The following is an 18,396-nucleotide window of genomic DNA, read 5'->3' on the forward strand; positions in this document are numbered from 1 at the left end:
GCCACGAATCTCTTCTCCCCAGCGGGGAGAAGTGCCGGAGCGATAGCGAGGCGATGAGGGGGTGAGCGGCAAAGCCGCGAATACGCTGAGCGCAAGCGAAGCGCAATGAATGGCGTGCCGTGTGGCCCCCTCATCCGCCCTACGGGCACCTTCTCCCCGCTGGGGAGAAGAGGGAGCAAGAATTGCCCCCTCACTATTCCAACTTCCGAACACACAGTTCGTTTCCCTTTTGTACTCTTTCCCTCTTCCCTTTCGCGGTGACTCTCTCCATATTCCCGCCATGGCCAGATCTCCGAAGAAATCCCCCGCCCCGAATGGCTTCGAGGAAGCCCCTCAATCGTATTTTGAGGGAGCCCCCCTCTCAGGCTCGGTTGCCGATTGGGTGAAGCAGCTGGAGGCCGATGCCGAAACCTCGGGCGTCGAGACCCAGCGCCAGATCGCCTCCAAGGCCGGCAAACATCGCAAGAAGGTGGAAATCGCCGCCAGGACGAAAACCAGCGACGGCGGCGTCAGCGCCTCGAAATCGGCGCGCGGCACCTCCATGGGCGGCTCGACCGACCCGAAGACGCGCGCGGCCGCCGGCCTCAATCCCGTCTCCGGCATGGATACGACGCTGGAGGAGGCCTCGTCGCTGCAGGCCGGCACCGCCGTCACTGCCACGGTCGAGGCGCTGTCGGCGCTGATCGAGAGCGGCAATCCGCTGCACAAGAACGGTAAGATCTGGACACCGCACCGCCCTGCCCGGCCCGACAAATCCGAAGGCGGCATCGCCATCCGCATGCAGTCGGATTACGAGCCGGCCGGCGACCAGCCGACGGCCATCCGCGATCTCGTCGAAGGCCTGGAGAATGGCGACCGCAGCCAGGTGTTGCTCGGCGTCACCGGCTCCGGCAAGACCTTCACCATGGCCAAGGTGATCGAGGCGACGCAGCGCCCGGCCGTCATCCTGGCGCCGAACAAGACGCTGGCCGCCCAGCTCTATTCCGAATTCAAGAACTTTTTCCCCGACAATGCGGTGGAATATTTCGTTTCCTACTACGATTATTACCAGCCGGAAGCCTATGTGCCGCGCTCCGACACCTATATCGAGAAGGAAAGCTCGATCAACGAGCAGATCGACCGCATGCGCCACTCGGCGACGCGCTCTCTGCTCGAACGCGACGATTGCATCATCGTCGCCTCGGTCTCCTGCATCTATGGTATCGGCTCGGTCGAGACCTATACGGCGATGACCTTCCAGATGTCGGTCGGCGACCGGCTCGACCAGCGCCAGCTGCTGGCCGACCTCGTGGCCCAGCAATACAAACGCCGCGATATGGATTTCACCCGTGGTTCCTTCCGGGTGCGCGGCGATACGATCGAGCTCTTCCCCGCCCACTTGGAAGATGCCGCCTGGCGCATCTCGATGTTCGGCGACGAGATCGACGCCATCACCGAATTTGACCCACTCACCGGCCAGAAGGTCGGCGACCTGAAATCGGTGAAGATCTACGCCAATTCGCACTATGTCACCCCGCGCCCGACGCTGAACGGCGCTATCAAGTCGATCAAGGAGGAGCTCAGGCTGCGCCTGGCCGAGCTGGAGAAGGCCGGCCGTCTGCTGGAGGCCCAGCGCCTGGAGCAGCGCACCCGCTACGATATCGAAATGCTCGAAGCCACAGGCTCCTGCCAAGGCATCGAGAACTATTCGCGTTATCTCACCGGCCGCGACCCCGGCGACCCGCCGCCGACCCTGTTCGAATATATTCCCGACAATGCCCTCGTCTTCATCGACGAGAGCCATGTCACCGTGCCGCAGATCGGCGGCATGTACCGGGGCGACTTCAGGCGCAAGGCGACGCTGGCTGAATATGGCTTCCGCCTGCCCTCCTGCATGGACAACCGGCCGCTGCGCTTCGAGGAATGGGACGCCATGCGCCCCGACACCATCGCTGTCTCGGCCACCCCTGGCGGCTGGGAGATGGAGCAGTCGGGCGGCGTCTTCGCCGAACAGGTGATCCGACCGACCGGCCTGATCGACCCGCCGGTCGAGGTCCGCTCGGCCCGCACCCAGGTCGACGACGTGCTCGGCGAGATCCGCGAGACCGCGGCCAAGGGCTACCGCACCCTCTGCACCGTGCTGACCAAGCGCATGGCCGAGGACCTGACCGAATATCTGCATGAGCAGGGCGTCCGCGTCCGCTACATGCACTCCGACATCGACACGCTTGAACGTATCGAGATCCTCCGCGATCTCCGCCTCGGCGCTTTCGACGTGCTCGTCGGCATCAACCTTTTGCGCGAAGGCCTCGACATTCCCGAATGCGGCTTCGTCGCCATTCTCGACGCCGACAAGGAAGGCTTCCTGCGCTCGGAAACTTCGCTGATCCAGACGATCGGCCGCGCCGCGCGCAACGTCGACGGCAAGGTCATCCTCTATGCCGACCAGGTCACCGGCTCGATGAAGCGGGCGATGGAGGAAACCAGCCGCCGCCGCGAAAAGCAGATGGTCTATAACCAGGAGCACGGCATCACGCCGGAATCGGTCAAGGCCAGGATCTCCGACATCCTCGACTCCGTCTACGAACGCGACCACGTCCGCGCCGACATCTCGGGCGTCTCGGGCAAGGGCTTCGCCGATGGCGGCAACCTCGTCGGCAACAACCTGCAGACCCATCTCAACGCGCTCGAAAAAAGCATGCGCGACGCCGCCGCCGACCTCGACTTCGAAAAAGCCGCCCGCCTCCGCGACGAAATCAAACGCCTCAAGGCCGTGGAACTCGCCGCTATGGACGACCCGATGGCGCGCGAAGAAGCGAAGGCAATGGAAGGCGGCAAAAGGAACGGAAAAGCGGGCCGCGAATCCCCGTCTCCCCAGCGGGGAGAAGGTGCCCGCGGGGCGGATGAGGGGGCCGCCCCCTCCTACTTCGCCAAACCCTCAATCGACGACATGGGCCCAGGCACCGACACCACCACCCCTCTCTTCCGCAAACCCGCCTTGGATGAGATGGGCCGCGACATCGCCGAACCTGCAAAGGAGACCCTCTTCCGCAAAAACGACCTCGACGAAATGACGGTCGGCCGAACGGAAAAACCGGTCATTGGGGCGCTGCCGGAAAAGCCGGAAGCCGCCAAGGGCACCAAGCGGTTTTCACCGCTGCTTGAAGGCCAGCCGGACCGCGATGACGTGCGGCCGGTCGTGCGCGGGAAGACGGGCGTGGGCAGTTATGAGGACCCGGGCGAGCAGAAGCGCAAGAGCAGGACGAAGGGGAAGACTGGGCGGCCGGGGCGGTGATCAACAAATTCTGCGTGTTTTGAAATCGAAATTGGGTACGTGACCACCGCAGGTGCGGATATCGAGCAACGCCTGATCGGCATCGTTTTGGTTTATCGCATTCGCATCCAAGAGACTACAGAGCAGGCCGATACTGCCAGTTACCGCCGCCGTCGGAATAGCTTTCATGGCAGCATGGCGAGCACGCTTATCGTCCGAGATAAAATTAAATTCGTATTTCTTGGCAATTGCCAAACACTCCGATTCCCCAATGCCAATGGCATATTCCGTGGCCATCGAAGCAACGTCGCTGCCCATAATGTTCGAGCCATCAAATCGAAAAATAAGACCGTCTCCTATTAAGGACTCCAACTTTACCCGGATCGACTCGCACTCGTCTTCCACCAATCCCTGCACACAGATACTGCCTTTAAATTGCCCGATCGCCGCCGCCGATAGCTGACAATTAAATATGTTTATAAGAGCGCAAGTATCGATTATGTGCATTCTACATGATCTTCAAATTGAGAAGCTCGTGCACTCTCGTCCATGATAGATCACCAGAAATAAACAAATTATCGAGTTCTTTTATTATGTCGTTTGCTGGCTGCTTCCAATCAACAGTTGGGCGCCTTGGTATATCAACAGCGTCAGCAAATATTTCTGCGGATTTATACCCTTTCTTTACCGCGCCTTCCAGCATGGATGCGGCACCGGGATCTATGAGCCCTAGGGTTTCACAGCGTCTAGCAGCCACACTAAAACTGGTACCAAACTTTCGAGCAATACTTGCGACATGATAAGCCGTAAGTGATCCTGGACCATCAATGCGCGCATTAATCGCTTTGATTTCGCTCAAGAGACCTTCAAGTGGGATCAGCAAACACGCAGAAAACTCATTTGCAAAGTATTCCGCCGTTCTCACCTCTGCGTTGCTTGGAGCAAAAACATCTTCGTCAATCCAAGCTTCAGAGTTGCTATGGTCATTGATATCAACAAGGAGATGGCATAGCTCATGTCCGAGCGTGTACATCATCCTGATATCATTGCGCTCTGCAATAGATATTATTGCAGAATTGCTCCTTCGGTATGAAGCTCCATCGATCTCCCGAGAAGAAAATGTAAATAAAATAATCTTAAAATTTTCATACAAAATAGTCGGCAAATCGAAAAGCGGAGACTCTAAATCGGCACCGATGAACTTGATTCGAAACAATCGTGACAACTGTTCCGCTGAGTCATTTGTTTTCTGAAAATCTACGAAAAAAGGTAGTGTAGATTTTATAGAAATTTCCGACGCTATTTCAGTAAATCTATTTTCGATGAGACAAGCTTCATAATAACTTAGATCATCTGGACTGTAATTGAAATTCGAACGAAATTTCGTTCGATCGGTAAGATCAAAATTAACAGGAAGAATAAGATCGCGGGCGGCCACCTTGAAGGCTTTGGAGACTTTTCTTATTTCATCAATCGTCGGCTCGGCGTCGCCGTACAATTCTTCGACGCGATGCAGCGCGATGCCTGCATCGGCAACTTTTTCTTTGGCGATCTTCCTCGCCAATAAATAATCTAGAAGTGCCGTCACCGTTTTATATCTTCTTAAGCTCACCTACCAACGTTTCGATCTGCCCCTCATCGAGCTTCCGCCACCTTGGAACAAGGTCGTCTATCCGGTTCGCACTCTTTCCAAAGGTTTTTTGCAATACCTCTAGCGTCTTCTGACGGCTCCTCTCAACGGACTGCGGGCTTTCTATATATATTTTGTTTTTTCCGAGAACATAATTCTCTCGTCTCTTTTCAAACTTGTCATGATCGTCGAGAGGATGATGATCTCCATTGTCATCTACTATTATATTTCCGATAATTTGGCCAAATTCGTTCTTCTGCAAGCGAAATTCGGGATATTTAAGATTTGCTTCTATCGCCGATATTTTTTCATCAACCTGAAATCCACCCACGATGTAAGGGGATTTTTCGACGATTTTCCCGCTGATACAAAAAATCCAATCTCCGAGTTCGACGGCACCTCTGATATTTGGCATACAGGCACCAAGGGAAGCCTTCTTGCCAAAGATAGGATCGTTGAAGGTCCAACCTTTATGAGGGTCAGCGCCTTTATAGAGTTTGTAGATATAGCCCTTCACGTCCCGCTCCAATAAACTTGGGTTTGTGTCGCAGCCTGAAACATCCCATCGTAGTGAAGACTCGTTGCTACAAACGCATCCCTCACCGCCAGCGAAAGGTCGTTCGCCATCGCTTGCGCTAAGGGAGACTTTAAAATCTCTAGCGCTCGCTCGCCGTGGATTTGATCCATTGGTCCATGGATCTCGTAGGTTTCGAATGATCCAGGCTTAAATTTATAGATGTTGGCATAAGCATCAAAAATCCTCGGACATAACTTACTATAATAATGTTCGACACACCCAGCGCCTATCATATGGTGAACCGGCCCCCGCTCCGCGATATCTCTATATATGGCAATCGCTGCCACATTACCCGGCGTTGAAACCGCATGGCGCAAGTCCGTTGGTGACACACCATTTTCCAACAAGAAATGCTTTATGAGTTCGGCATGGCTCGGGCCGCCATCCACGCCGTAACACTCCTCAACCACTGTTTCATGGAGCAACTCATATATATTTGCGTCCAGATGCTTGGCTGCTATGGCTGAATGCTCGCGATAAATCTTACCAATCTCTGATCGAATATAGTGCTGCATTTCAGCCTGAAGCACTTGCTCACGGCTAAATTTGCCCTCGATAATAGACTTCCACAAAGGATGATCATGAAACGGGAATAGCTGATAGTAAGACAGCGCAGTTGTGCGATCCATGCTTCCCTCCAAGAGCCGTAAATAACTATCGCTAAGTTCGTTGAGTCTGCAACCGGAATTAGAATTTGCACACAGAACCTTATTAAACGCGATCCTGTCTTGCGAGTGGCTTACCGCGAGTCACGGCACTAAGCCGAATACTTCGGCTTCCGACAGCGCTTATCTGAAGAGCCCGCTAGTAAATCTCGTTTTTGAAGACCGCAACGAATGCCCCTGGGTCTTGCAAATAACCCCTCAAGCATCGAATACCTGTCGCAGTTCGATGAGCAAAACACTTGTGCCCAGAAAGAAACCAACAATGTCCGACACCATCCTACGCTACATCCCAGCCAACCCGTATTGGCAACCTGCCCCGGAAAACGCCACCAAGGCGGTCTCCTTGCTGGAAACAACCGTTCCCGGGGCGGACGAGGTGAAATCGAACTTCGAGGATGAGGTCAGGTTCTACGATCCCGGCGAAAACTGGTCTGGCGTGGAGTGCAGCGCCTGCGGCGCGGATGCCGAGGAATGGTGGGGAGAGGCGATGGAAACCGCTTCTGCCGATAGGTTCAAAGGCCTCAACACCGTGGCCCCTTGCTGCGGCGCCACCGTATCATTGAACGACCTGCGGTATGTCTGGCCCGCCGCGTTCGGCCGCTTTGCTCTCGAGGCCCACAATCTAGGAATCGGCGATACCACCGGGGAACAGGACGGGAAGATGGCTGAATGCCTTGGAACACCACTGCGGAAAATATGGGGGCAGGTTTAGGTTATATCAGGACACTCGCCAGGGCCGCCAACCAAAGCACCGCCAGCATGAAGGAAGGAGCCGCCACCCATGCCAGAACTCCGCATCGACCCCTTCCCCTCCGCCGCCGAATTCAACGCCCTCTGGTCCGCCGCCTGGGGCGCCCCTGCCCCGCGCGACTTCACCCCCATCCTCTCCCGCAGCCTCACCCATATCGGCGCCTACCACGACGAAAGGCTCGTCGGCTTCGTCAATGTCGCTTGGGATGGCGGCATTCATGCCTTCATCCTCGACACCTCGGTTCACCCTGATATGCGACGGCAGGGGATCGCGACGCGGCTGGTCAGGGAAGCGACGCGGATTGCGCGGGAGCGGGGCGCTGCGTGGCTGCATGTCGATTTCGAACCGCATCTGACCGGCTTCTACCGCGCCTGCGGATTTGCCCCGACAGAGGCGGGCCTCATCAAGCTCGCGTAATGCTTCCGCAGCGAAGGCGGCGAGTCTTTGGCTAGCGCCCGACCGGGCGTGACGCTGACAGCCTATAACCTATGTGACAACACGCTCTCGATAAAAGCGAAAGCATCGACGTTCCGACCGAGTCCACTCTTCACGTCTGGATGGGCGCGTGGCTCGATAGCGGAGAGGATGGTCGACGGATCGGTCCCGATCCGTCGCGCGGCATAGATATACTCGGCAGCTCGCATCGCTCCGTGGGAAGTAATCCAGGGTAGCCAAGGCTCGTCTTTCAATATCTGATCTGCGAAGGCCTCAAGGCTGGTAACGGCCTTCGCTTTCGGCAAGATCATATCCCTGATGTCCCGCAGGGCTCGATCAGAAATATTGTGCATTTCGCTCTTGTTGAGCTTCAAAGAGCTTCTCGGACCCCACCCGCAGAACCGACCGACTTGACACCAAACACCGAAGACGCGCGGCACCCAGTTCTGCCATGAGTAACTAACGCCGCCATATAATTTCAGGCACTCCACGGCAAAGCGATGCCCATCCGCGCTTGCCATGCCGAAATCGCATAAAACATAGTTCAGCGGGCCGCCCCACAATTGGAACTCCAGGAAATGTTGAATGGCGCCGTGGCCATCCGACCGATACAGGAACTTTTCAACCCTGTGAAAACCGAGATCCGCCAGCCCTGGTTCCAGCGTGCTCCTGAACGTTATTTTGGCCACCTGTGAAACCTGCCTTGCCGCATAGGCGGTCGAATTGTCAAATATTGCTGTACTCAAAAAGCTTGGCGAATCCCTTTACCGCGCTGACGGATTTACCCCACCGAGGCGAGCCTCATCAAGCTCGTCTGAGACCGGCCGCGCCGAAGCGCGCAGCCTGACCTGCCACTGCGAATTTCCTCCAGAATGGATTAGAGTCCGGCCTATTAAGGGACGGACGAATGAAGAAGCAGCGATTTACGGAAGAGCAGATTATCGGTGTGCTGAAGGAGCAGGAGGCTGGCGCGAAGGCGGCCGACCTCTGCCGCAAGCACGGGATTTCAGAAGCGACGTTTTATAACTGGAAAGCCAAATATGGCGGCATGGAAGTCTCCGAGGCGAAGCGGCTGAAGGCGCTTGAGGACGAGAATACCAGGCTGAAGAAGCTGTTGGCCGAACAGATGCTTGATGCAGCCGCGCTCCGCGAGCTTCTTGCAAAAAAATGGTAGGGCCTGCCGCCAAGCGTGAAGCCGTCACGCATCTGAAGGCCGTCATGGGTCTTTCGGAACGGCGGGCCTGCCAGATCGTATCCGCCGACCGCAAGACGATCCGTTATCGGTCCAATCGACCGCCGGAGGTCGATCTGCGAGCGAAGCTGCGTGACCTCGCCAATGAGCGACGGCGTTTCGGCTACCGTCGGCTGTTCATCCTGCTTCGGCGGGATGGAGAGCCGTCCGGCGTCAATCGCATCTACCGTCTTTATCGCGAGGAAGGGCTTTCCGTTCGCAAGCGAAAGGCCCGGCGGCGTGCTGTCGGCACGCGTGCACCGATCCTGGTCGAAGCGAAGGCCAATGCCCGCTGGTCGCTGGATTTCGTCCACGACCAGTTCGCCTGCGGCAGACGCTTCCGCGTGCTCAACATTGTCGATGATGTGACGCGCGAATGCCTGGCAGCGATCCCGGACACATCTATCTCCGGTCGACGTGTCGCCCGAGAACTGACGACGCTGATCGAACGACGCGGCAAGCCCGGAATGATTGTCTCCGACAACGGGACCGAACTAACGTCGAATGCCATCCTCGCCTGGTCGAAAGATCACAAGGTCGAGTGGCACTACATCGCGCCGGGAAAGCCGATGCAGAATGGCTATGTCGAGAGTTTCAACGGGCGCATGCGCGACGAACTGCTCAACGAAAGCCTGTTCTTCGGCCTCGATCATGCCCGAAGCGCCATTGCTGAATGGGCCGACGATTACAACCATTTTCGGCCGCACTCATCCCTCGGATACCAAACCCCGGCAGACTTTGCCGGGACCATCGCCGCAACCGGCTCCAACGCTGCGCAAGATGAAAGCTTCGCGTTTCCGCCGGTTGCTCACACCGCGCCACTTGGCGTATTCAAAACCGCCGGGGCTCTAGTCGCCGCTGGATGAAAGTTCAGTGGCAGGTCAAGCCCTCAAACGCAAGCCCGAAACCTGTCATCGAGTGGGGAGTTATAGCACCGATGGCCGCGCTTAATGGCAACGCTGAAGAATCTCGCCGGGAACACAATTTTCCCGCGGCTTTATACCCAGGGCGCGTCATATCGGCAAACGAAACGATATATATTTAGAAAGCCAAAAATCGACTTTGAGTTCTCAAATTCAAACTGGTCTCTCGTCAATTAAATCTTATTTTTCCATTAAAAATCCATCGAAAATACACAATTCTGCATTGAAAAATTGGTTAGCAATTGGCAAAGGTAAGCAATATTCCCCACGCGGTTGTCGTTGATTGAACCAGCAACAACCGTTCCCACCGGGGATTTTTGGTTTTTACAGAATACAACGCATCTATTGGAAAGTTTAATATGGCCCTGAATATTCTGGACACGAACGGCGCCACAGTTACTAAGACCGGCGCTGGATTCGAAGCGTACGACGTCATCCGGGACTCCGCCGCAAATCCTTCCGCGCCCGTCACTCTGGTCGTGTCCGATTCTAGCGCGGCAGATCTGGCCGACGAACTGGGCTCGGTTTCCGCGAACGTGACCGGCTCGAGCGGCGATAACACGATCACAACGGGCGCAGGCAACGACACCATCTCAGGTGGCGACGGCGCAGACACGCTGAATGGCGGGGACGGCAATGACATGCTTTGGGGCGACGTCGGAAATGACGTCATCAGAGGCGGCGCAGGCAACGATACGATCTCCGATGATGACCGCTTCAGCTTTACCCCTGCGGTCTATAACATCGATGCGGGCGACGGCGACGATGCCATAACCGTGGATACATTCGTTTCACTTTCCGGAACGATCGATGGCGGCGCCGGGATCGATACGCTGCGTGCCCCGTCGCTGCAGGGTCTGACGATTAAGAACATCGAAATCCTTGAAACGGCGGGCGTTTGGGTTGCCGGTTCAAGCGCGCAGCTCGAAAGCTTTGACAAGATCGTCTGGTCGAGCGATCCGTTCCCCAATTTTAACCCTTCATTGGCAGTGACGGACAGTGCCCACCTCGATCTTTCCGACGAGTTGGGAGATCGCGGATCTTTCATCCATGGCTATGCCTCCGGCATTGACGTCAAGACCGGCGGCGGCGACGACGAGTTTTTTGGCACCGACGGCAACGACATTTTCGACGGCAATGGCGGCAACGACATTATCAATGGCGAGGCCGGCAACGACAAATTGACGGGCGGCGCCGGCAACGACGCCATCAATGGTGGCGCCGGCATCGATACCGCGATCTTCTCCGGCAATTTCGCCAATTATTCCTTCGCATTGAACAATGGCGATCACATCCTGACAAGCGCCGCGGAAGGGACGGATACGCTGACAGACGTCGAATTCGCGCGCTTTGCCGATGGCGTCTACGATTTCGCCACGGAAAAGTTCACGCTCGACGGCAGCAATAGCGCGCCGACCAATATCCAGCTGTCGAAAACCGCCCTCTCCGAGGACACGCCGATCTGGACCACGGTCGGTCTGCTCAGCGCCAAGGACGCCGATGGCGACGCGCTCACCTATACACTGCTCGACGGGGCGAACGATCACTTCCGGATAAAGGGCAACCGCATCGTCACCTCGAAGGCGCTGGACTACGAGACCGACAAGTCGCACACGATCAAGGTGGCTGTTTCGGACGGCAAGGTTACGGTCGAAAAGGACATCACGATCAGCGTCCTCGACGTCAACGAAGCCCCTGTCAACAAGGCGCCGACCAATCTCGCCTTCTCGCGCACCTCAGTCTCCGAGAATATCGCCATCGGCACCTCGGTCGGCCTCCTCACGGCGGTCGATCCGGAAGGCGGCGCGGTCAAATGGCGGCTGACGGACGATGCCGACGGCATCTTCAAGCTCGTCGGCAACAAGATCCAGACGAAGGCGGCGATCGACTACGAAAACACCCACAGCCTGACCTTCACCGCCGAAGCCTACGACGCGGCCGGAAACGCCACCAGCCACAATTTCACACTCGCCGTGAAGGACGTCTTCGAGCCATCGGTTTCGAGCTTGTCGCATGAGGCGTTGATTTAGCCGCAACGCGATTGCCGCCGACGCAGAAATGTGTCGGCAAACATCCATCCTTTTGAAAGTTTGAATATGGCCTTGAATATTCTGGACACGAATGGCGCCACGGTTACCAAGACGGGCGCTGAATTCGAAGCGTACGATATTATCCGCTACTCTAACGCCACTCCTCTCGCCGCTGTCACCCTCTCTGTCTCGGGTTCCGGGGTGGCAAACCTGGCCGATGAGCTGGGATCGGTTTCCGCCGAGGTGACAGGATCGAGCAGCGCCAATGTCATCACGACAGGCGCAGGCAACGATACCATATTGGGCGGTGGGGGCTCAGACACGCTGAATGGTGGTGACGGCAATGACAGACTCTTCGGTGGGACCGGCAATGACGTGATCAAGGGGGGCGCGGGCGATGACACGATTGGCGATGGTGATTATTTTGCCGACGTCGCTGAAGTCTTCAATATTGATGCGGGCATTGGCAACGACACCGTGATTTTGGAAAAAGGCCCCTTCGTCCAGATATCCGGAACAGTCGACGGCGGCGCCGGCACCGACACGCTGCAGACCGAGGATATGACGGGCCTGACGATCAAGAACTTCGAGATTCTCGGAACAGGGTCAAACGGTGTTACCGGATCGTCCGCGCAGTTCGAAAGCTTCGACAAGATCACCACTACCTCCCAACTTGGCCTCTACTTGCATTTGGCGGACAGCGGCCATGTCGACCTCTCCGAAGAGCTGATAGCCGATCAGGTCTTCATCTCTGGCGCCCTTAACACTTCCGGTATCAACGTCACGACTGGAAGCACGCGAGACTACTTCACCGGGACCGCCGGCAACGACATCATCGACACCGGCGCCGGCGACGACATCATCTATGGCAATGATGGAAATGACATCATCAGGAGCGGCACGGGCAACGACACGATCACCGATGGTAAGCTCTTCGGATCTTCCCCTGAAACCTTCGACATAAATGCGGGCGACGGCGCAGATACCATAACCGTGCAGACCAACACTCATGTACTTTCCGGAACAATCGATGGCGGTTCTGGAATTGATATTCTGCGAGCCCCCTGGCTGCAGGGCCTGACGATCAAGAACATCGAAATCCTTGAAACGGCGGGATCGATGGTTGCCGGTTCGTCCGCGCAGTTCGAAAGCTTCGACAAGATCGTCTTCTCGAACAGCCCCAGCGACCAGAACTCTGGCCTCGGTCTGATGTTGACGGACAGCGCCCATGTCGATCTTTCCGACGAACTGGCAAGCCGTGGGGCCTACATCACCGGCAGCGCCTCCGGTATCGACGTGACGACGGGCGGCGGCAACGACCACTTGGAGGGAACCGCCGGCAACGATACTTTCGATGGTGGCGCAGGCAACGACGTGATCAACGGCTATGCCGGCAATGACACGTTGACCGGCGGCGCAGGCAACGACCAGATCTTCGGCGGCGTTGGAAATGACGTTATCCGGGGTGGAACCGGCGACGACAAGATCACTGATGGGGATAATCTTTCCACCGCTCCTGAGACCTTCGATATTGACGCCGGCGATGGCAATGATGCCATCAACCTGCAGACACATTCTTCCGCGATTTCCGGGGTGATCGACGGTGGCGCAGGCACCGACACGCTGCAAGTTATCAAGCCCACGTTAGGCCCTGGCATGGAATTCATCGGGCTTGCCGGCCTAACGATCAAGAACGTCGAAATTCTTGAAACGGCGGGAGCCGAGGTTCTCGCTTCGGCCGCCCAGTTCGAAAGCTTCGACAAGATCGTCATTTACGAGAAGCCGGGCTACGAGAACGAGTCCTCGCACTGACTTTGACGGACAGCGCCCATGCCGATCTCTCCGACGAACTGGCAAACCGCCACGTCGACATCTTCGGCACCGCCTTCGGCATCGACGTCAAGACCGGCGGCGGCGACGACTATTTCTTCGGAACCGGCGGCAATGACAAATTCGAAGGCGGCGCCGGCAACGACGTGCTGTTGGGCGGTGCGGGCATCGATACGGCGGTCTTCTCAGGCAATTTCGCCAACTACTCCTTCGCATTGAACAATGGCAGCCACATCCTGACAAGCGCCCTGGAGGGCAAGGATACGCTGACCGATGTTGAATTCGCCCGTTTTGCCGACGGCGTCTACGATTTCGCCAAGGGAAAGTTCACGCCCGACGGCAGCAACAGCGCGCCCACCAATATACAGCTCTCGAAAACTTCCCTGTTGGAGAGCACACCGATCTGGACCACGGTCGGCCTGCTCAGCGCCAAGGACGCCGATGGCGACGCGCTCACCTATACGCTGATTGACGGGGCGAACGATCACTTCCGGATAAAGGGCAATCGCATCGTCACCTCGAAGGCTCTGGATTACGAGACGGACAAGTCGCATACGATCAAGGTCGCTGTTTCGGACGGCAAGGTTACCGTCCAGAAGGACATCACGATCAACGTCCTCGACGTCAACGAAGCCCCTGTCAACCAGGCGCCGACCAAGCTCGCCTTCTCGCGCGGCTCGGTCTCCGAGAATATCGCCATCGGCACCTCGGTCGGCCTGCTCACGGCGGTCGATCCGGAAGGCGGCGCCGTGAAATGGCGGCTGACGGACGATGCCGACGGCATCTTCAAGCTGGTCGGCAACAAGATCCAGACAAAGGCTGCGATCGACTACGAAAGCACCCACAGCCTGACCTTCACCGCCGAGGCCTATGACGCGGCTGGAAACGCCACCAGCCACGATTTCACGCTCGCCGTGAAGGACGTCTTCGAGCCGTCGGTTTCGAGCCTGCTGCACGACGCTTTGATCTAACTGCGGCTTGATTCCAAGCGGCGACGCAATACGTCGCCAATGGCTTTAAAAACGGGGGGCTTGCGGTCAGCAAGCTCCCCGTGTCGATGAGGCGGAACAAGGCGCCCCGCCGAATCTCTTTTCCCCACTGGGTAGAAGCGGGAGTTCGGGCTGAGCGCCCGATCCAAATTGCTGCTCCCCCTACGCACCCGGTTCGGCTATAACTCCTGCCGATCCGAGGAGAGCCCGCATGCGCCTGCCCACATTCATCCTCGCCCTGGCCATGGCGGCGCTCGCAGCCTTGCCCGCATCGGCGGCAACCTACAAGACGCCGAAGGCGCTGCTCAAGGCGCTCTATAGCTACGACACCGACAACAGCGACGCCGAGGCGCCCTCGCCCTATTCCGCCTTCTTCTCCGACCACCTGAACAAGCTCCTCCAGACCGATCTCGATAACACACCGGAGGGCGATATCGGCGCAATCGACTTCGATCCCGTCATCGCAGGCCAGGACGGCGCAGCGAACGACGTCAGGATCGGCCAACCGATCCTGCTGGATGATAAGGCCGAGGTGGAGGTGCAGTTCGAAAACGGCGAAGAGGTGACGCTCTGCTACACCCTGGTGCGTGAACATGGCGGCTGGAAGGTCGACGACATCGCTAATCAGAAGGGTGATAATCCATGGAGCCTGAGCGCGTTGCTGGGTGACGCGCAGTAGGCGGGCGGCCCAGTCACCCGCCCTTGTGGTTCGAGGCGACCCTGCGTTTGTCACTGCAATCGATTGCTCCGTTCCTCACCCACCATGAGGGCTGATCGGTGTGCCTGTCGACCCGACCGCCCCACGAACAAATCCATGCCGGATATCGAATCCGCCCGTCATCCCGTTTCGGCACGGAATCCCACGATGGCACAGCCGGGCAAAAATCCGTTAACCCACCGTCAAGTATCTGAATCTTCGGCATTTCCCGACATCGATGCAGGTATGCCAAAAGAATCCCGCTTGCTTTTTGCCCGAAATGCTGGCACGAATTGACTTACTCGGGCATTTGCATGCCGGTGACTGGACTGATGTGGTAATCCCTTCCGTTTGGAAGGCGGCGCGGGAATACCCGCCTACGTAGACGTTCTTTCCCCGTACGTGACTTCTCCGACTGACCCTTCGTCCCAATCGATCGGGGCGAAAGCTAAAGCCGTCCGCTTCCTCTCGGGGGCGCGGATACTACACAGACTAAGGGAAAAGGACGATCCCAATGGCCACCAAGGGCACCGTAAAATTCTTCAACCAGGACAAGGGTTTTGGTTTCATCACGCCGGATGGCGGCGCAAAGGACGTTTTCGTCCATATCTCTGCGCTGCAGGCTTCTGGCATCCAGTCGCTGCGCGAAGGCCAGCAGGTTACCTTCGACACCGAGCCGGACCGCATGGGCAAGGGCCCGAAGGCCGTCAACATCTCGGCTTCGTAAGTCAGACTTCCGTTCACGCGGCATGAACGGCGCTCCGCAAGGGGCGCTGTTTCTGTTTTTGGCGTTCGATTTGTCGATCGCATCGGCAAATGTTATATGCGCGCTTATGGATGATCCCGCCCATACGGCGCTGCATTGAGGCAGCGGGGCACCGCAGTGCGGCGCCCGGGAACAACGAACGATGGAACATCTATGACGCAGAAGAGGCCAATTTTTGCGGTCGCCCCGATGATCGACTGGACGGATCGGCATTGCCGCTATTTCCACCGGCAGATCAGCCGCGAGGCGCTGCTCTATACCGAGATGGTGGTGGCCGATGCGATCATCCACGGCCCGCGCGAGCGGCTGCTCGGTCATGACGCCGCCGAGCATCCGCTGGCGCTGCAACTCGGCGGATCGGACCCGGCAAAGCTTGCCGACGCGGTGCAGATCGCCGAACCCTATGGCTATGACGAGATTAACCTCAATGTCGGCTGCCCCTCCGACCGTGTGCAGTCGGGCACCTTCGGCGCCTGCCTGATGTTGACGCCGGAGACAGTGGCCGAATGCATCGCGGCGATGAAGAGGGTTGCGACCGTGCCGGTGACGGTGAAATGCCGGATCGGCGTCGACGAGCAGGAGCCGGAACAGGCGCTGCCCGAGCTGATCACCCGCGTTCTCGATGCCGGCGCCGATGCGATCTGGATCCATGCGCGCAAGGCCTGGCTGAAGGGCCTGAGCCCCAAGGAAAACCGCGAAATCCCGCCGCTCGACTACGACATCGTCTACCGAATGAAACAACGCTGGCCCGATGTCTTCATCGGCATCAATGGCGGCATCCGCACGCTCGACGAGGCAGCAACCCACCTAACCCATGTCGATGGCGTCATGCTCGGCCGCGCCGCCTACCAGAATGCCGCGATCCTTGCCGACATCGACCAGCGCTTCTTCGGTGCGCCTGCGGCCGAACCGGACTGGGAAGCGTTGCGTGACCGGATGATGGCCTATGCCGAACGCCACATCGCCAGCGGCGGCCGGCTGCAGCACGTGGCGCGCCACATGGTCGGCCTCTTCACCGGCCTGCCGGGCGCAAGGCGCTACCGCCAGATCCTGTCGACCGACGCGGCCAAAACCGGCGCAGGACCGGAAGTGCTGGCGGCCGCCTTTGCGGCGGTGGATTTTTCGGGAACAGATCAGGAGGCGGTCAGCGCCTGACGCGAAGCGGCGTCACAACCGCGCCATCGGTAGCAAGATCTTCTTCTCGATCCGGCCGGCCACCGAGAACACCAGGATCTCCGTATCCCTGCCGATCCTGCTGCCATCCATCAATCGGACGATATCGTCGACGCCGCCGACCGGGCTGCCGTCGATGGCGAGGATATAATCGCCCTCCTGCAGCCCTCCCTTTGCCGCAGGCCCATCGGCTTCGACGCGCCGGATGCGAACGGAGGTCGTTTTTGCCGTGCCCGCGGCGAGTGCCACCCGGCGCGGCAGCACAATCGTATCGCCTGATATGCCGATGAAGGCGCGCCTGACCTGGCCATAACGGAGAATCTCCGAAACCACGAAATTGGCCGTATTCGACGCCACGGCAAAGGCGATGCTCTGCGCACCTTGGATCACGGCGGTATTGACGCCGATGACCTCTCCGCCCGAAGACACCAGCGGCCCGCCGGAGTTGCCGGGATTGAGCGCCGCGTCGGTCTGGATGACGTCCTCCATCAGCCGGCCGCTTGCTGCCCGCATCGACCGGCCGAGCGCCGAGACGATACCGGCGGTAACCGTCCATTCGAAGCCGAGCGGGTTTCCGATCGCGATTGCGATATGCCCCCTGCGCAGGCGCTGGGAATCTCCTAGCTTCGCCCAGGCGCCGGTGCTTGTATTGGCGCGAATGAGGGCGATATCGGTATCCACATCCCGGCCAAGCACACGGCCCTCGGTAACGAAGCCGTCGGGCGTGGTGATGCGAACCACCTTGGCGTCGTCGACGACATGGTTGTTGGTGACGATCAGACCGTCAGGCGAGACGGCGAAGCCCGACCCGTGCCCTTGCCGGCCACCCACCCTCTCAATCCGGCTGACCGCCGGCCCGACGATATCGACTGCTGCAGCGATCGATTGCGAATAGGCATCGATCAGCGCCCCATCATTCTGAGGCGCTATGTCCTTATCCATGTAACCCATTATTTGATCCTCAGGCGGCAATAACGGCCGTCCCGCCGCCGGCGAAGCGGTCGCGATTGGTGTTGTGTGAGGATTAGATGGTTGGGCATAGACCCGCGTTCAAGTGAGCGCCGGCGGCGGTCTGCAATGCGCGCAACGCAGAGAATGCCAACACGCCTACCCGGATAGATATGCTGAACTACCCGAACAGATATCTTGAACGCACGGCCAAAAATTGGCTCATTGCAGACATTCGCCCGTCAAATCAGCTGCCTTCGCTACCCATGACGAACCTGCCTGAGGAGTGGAACAGGCCGACATACCGCGGATCAAAAGAATGTTCGCAGCACGAAGCAGCCAGGCGAGGATCGCCAAATCCCCGTTCCTTCATACGAGATGGGCGGTGCTGTGCGCCCGTCGCGCAGAGACATACAAACGTCAGTCATATCAATAGAATAGAAAGAGCCATTCAATTAGCACATCAGCATATTCAGAGCCGAGTTATCCCCTAAGGCG

At 57.9% G+C, this 18,396-nt stretch carries 15 protein-coding genes and 1 pseudogene; 10 read left to right on the forward strand and 6 right to left on the reverse strand.

The features are described 5' to 3' along the window. Positions 1 to 280: 280 nt before the first annotated feature. Positions 281 to 3,274, forward strand: a complete 2,994-nt coding sequence (gene uvrB / locus ACD590_RS12440) for an excinuclease ABC subunit UvrB (RefSeq protein WP_439002649.1) — start codon at positions 281 to 283, stop codon at positions 3,272 to 3,274. Here the strand turns inward: uvrB and ACD590_RS12445 are convergent, their stop codons facing one another. From ACD590_RS12445 to ACD590_RS12460, 4 genes are read right to left on the reverse strand one after another with little or no spacing between them, the layout of a single operon-like run. Then, complete coding sequence (locus ACD590_RS12445) at positions 3,275 to 3,760, reverse strand: hypothetical protein (protein WP_439002650.1); 486 nt, start codon at positions 3,758 to 3,760, stop codon at positions 3,275 to 3,277. It abuts the gene before it with no gap. Position 3,761: 1 nt separating this feature from the next. After that, the gene (locus ACD590_RS12450) at positions 3,762 to 4,841 is read right to left on the reverse strand and encodes an ImmA/IrrE family metallo-endopeptidase (RefSeq protein WP_439002651.1); all 1,080 of its coding nucleotides are present in this window, start codon (positions 4,839 to 4,841) and stop codon (positions 3,762 to 3,764) included. 4 nt (positions 4,842 to 4,845) lie between these two features. Beyond that, positions 4,846 to 5,400, reverse strand: coding sequence for a hypothetical protein (locus tag ACD590_RS12455; protein WP_439002652.1), 555 nt, complete (start codon positions 5,398 to 5,400; stop codon positions 4,846 to 4,848). Then, positions 5,397 to 6,089: an iron-containing redox enzyme family protein gene (locus ACD590_RS12460; protein ID WP_439002653.1), complete on the reverse strand. Its 693-nt coding sequence runs from the start codon at positions 6,087 to 6,089 to the stop codon at positions 5,397 to 5,399. Before ACD590_RS12460 ends, ACD590_RS12455 begins: the two co-directional genes overlap by 4 nt. Before the next feature lie 298 nt (positions 6,090 to 6,387). On the opposite strand from ACD590_RS12460, the gene ACD590_RS12465 reads away from it, so the two are divergent. Both ACD590_RS12465 and ACD590_RS12470 read left to right on the forward strand, forming a co-directional pair. Further along, positions 6,388 to 6,837: a hypothetical protein gene (locus ACD590_RS12465; protein WP_439002654.1), complete on the forward strand. Its 450-nt coding sequence runs from the start codon at positions 6,388 to 6,390 to the stop codon at positions 6,835 to 6,837. Between the two features lie 69 nt (positions 6,838 to 6,906). After that, positions 6,907 to 7,293, forward strand: a complete 387-nt coding sequence (locus ACD590_RS12470; protein ID WP_439002655.1) for a GNAT family N-acetyltransferase — start codon at positions 6,907 to 6,909, stop codon at positions 7,291 to 7,293. A gap of 62 nt (positions 7,294 to 7,355) precedes the next feature. On the opposite strand, the gene ACD590_RS12475 is transcribed toward ACD590_RS12470, so the two are convergent. Further along, positions 7,356 to 8,057: a hypothetical protein gene (locus ACD590_RS12475; protein WP_439002656.1), complete on the reverse strand. Its 702-nt coding sequence runs from the start codon at positions 8,055 to 8,057 to the stop codon at positions 7,356 to 7,358. Between the two features lie 161 nt (positions 8,058 to 8,218). Here ACD590_RS12475 and ACD590_RS12480 point away from each other — a divergent pair. From ACD590_RS12480 to dusA, 7 genes and pseudogenes are all read left to right on the forward strand, one after another. Further along, a protein-coding gene (locus tag ACD590_RS12480; protein WP_115156737.1) for an IS3 family transposase occupies positions 8,219 to 9,408 on the forward strand; the annotation gives its coding sequence in 2 pieces (ribosomal slippage) (positions 8,219 to 8,471 and positions 8,471 to 9,408; 1,191 coding nt in all). A 416-nt stretch (positions 9,409 to 9,824) separates the two neighbouring features. Beyond that, positions 9,825 to 11,495: a cadherin domain-containing protein gene (locus ACD590_RS12485; protein ID WP_439002657.1), complete on the forward strand. Its 1,671-nt coding sequence runs from the start codon at positions 9,825 to 9,827 to the stop codon at positions 11,493 to 11,495. 66 nt (positions 11,496 to 11,561) lie between these two features. Then, a pseudogene (locus ACD590_RS12490) lies at positions 11,562 to 14,296 on the forward strand (metal-binding protein). Between the two features lie 229 nt (positions 14,297 to 14,525). Then, the gene (locus tag ACD590_RS12495) at positions 14,526 to 14,993 is read left to right on the forward strand and encodes a DUF3828 domain-containing protein (protein ID WP_439002658.1); all 468 of its coding nucleotides are present in this window, start codon (positions 14,526 to 14,528) and stop codon (positions 14,991 to 14,993) included. 135 nt (positions 14,994 to 15,128) lie between these two features. After that, on the forward strand, positions 15,129 to 15,308 hold the full coding sequence (locus ACD590_RS12500; RefSeq protein WP_439002659.1) for a hypothetical protein: 180 nt from the start codon (positions 15,129 to 15,131) through the stop codon (positions 15,306 to 15,308). 217 nt (positions 15,309 to 15,525) lie between these two features. After that, positions 15,526 to 15,738 (forward strand): cold-shock protein, encoded by a 213-nt coding sequence (locus ACD590_RS12505; RefSeq protein ID WP_003540801.1) that lies wholly within the window; start codon positions 15,526 to 15,528, stop codon positions 15,736 to 15,738. Between the two features lie 192 nt (positions 15,739 to 15,930). Beyond that, positions 15,931 to 16,932 (forward strand): tRNA dihydrouridine(20/20a) synthase DusA, encoded by a 1,002-nt coding sequence (gene dusA, locus ACD590_RS12510; RefSeq protein ID WP_018447189.1) that lies wholly within the window; start codon positions 15,931 to 15,933, stop codon positions 16,930 to 16,932. Positions 16,933 to 16,944: 12 nt separating this feature from the next. Here the strand turns inward: dusA and ACD590_RS12515 are convergent, their stop codons facing one another. Next, entirely contained in the window at positions 16,945 to 17,901 is a 957-nt protein-coding gene (locus ACD590_RS12515) for a S1C family serine protease (protein WP_130652624.1), read from the reverse strand. Positions 17,902 to 18,396: the final 495 nt, after the last annotated feature.

This window comes from Rhizobium sp. 862_C5_N1_2 (assembly GCF_051811205.1).
In the GTDB taxonomy this organism is placed as follows: Bacteria; Pseudomonadota; Alphaproteobacteria; order Rhizobiales; family Rhizobiaceae; genus Rhizobium; species Rhizobium leguminosarum.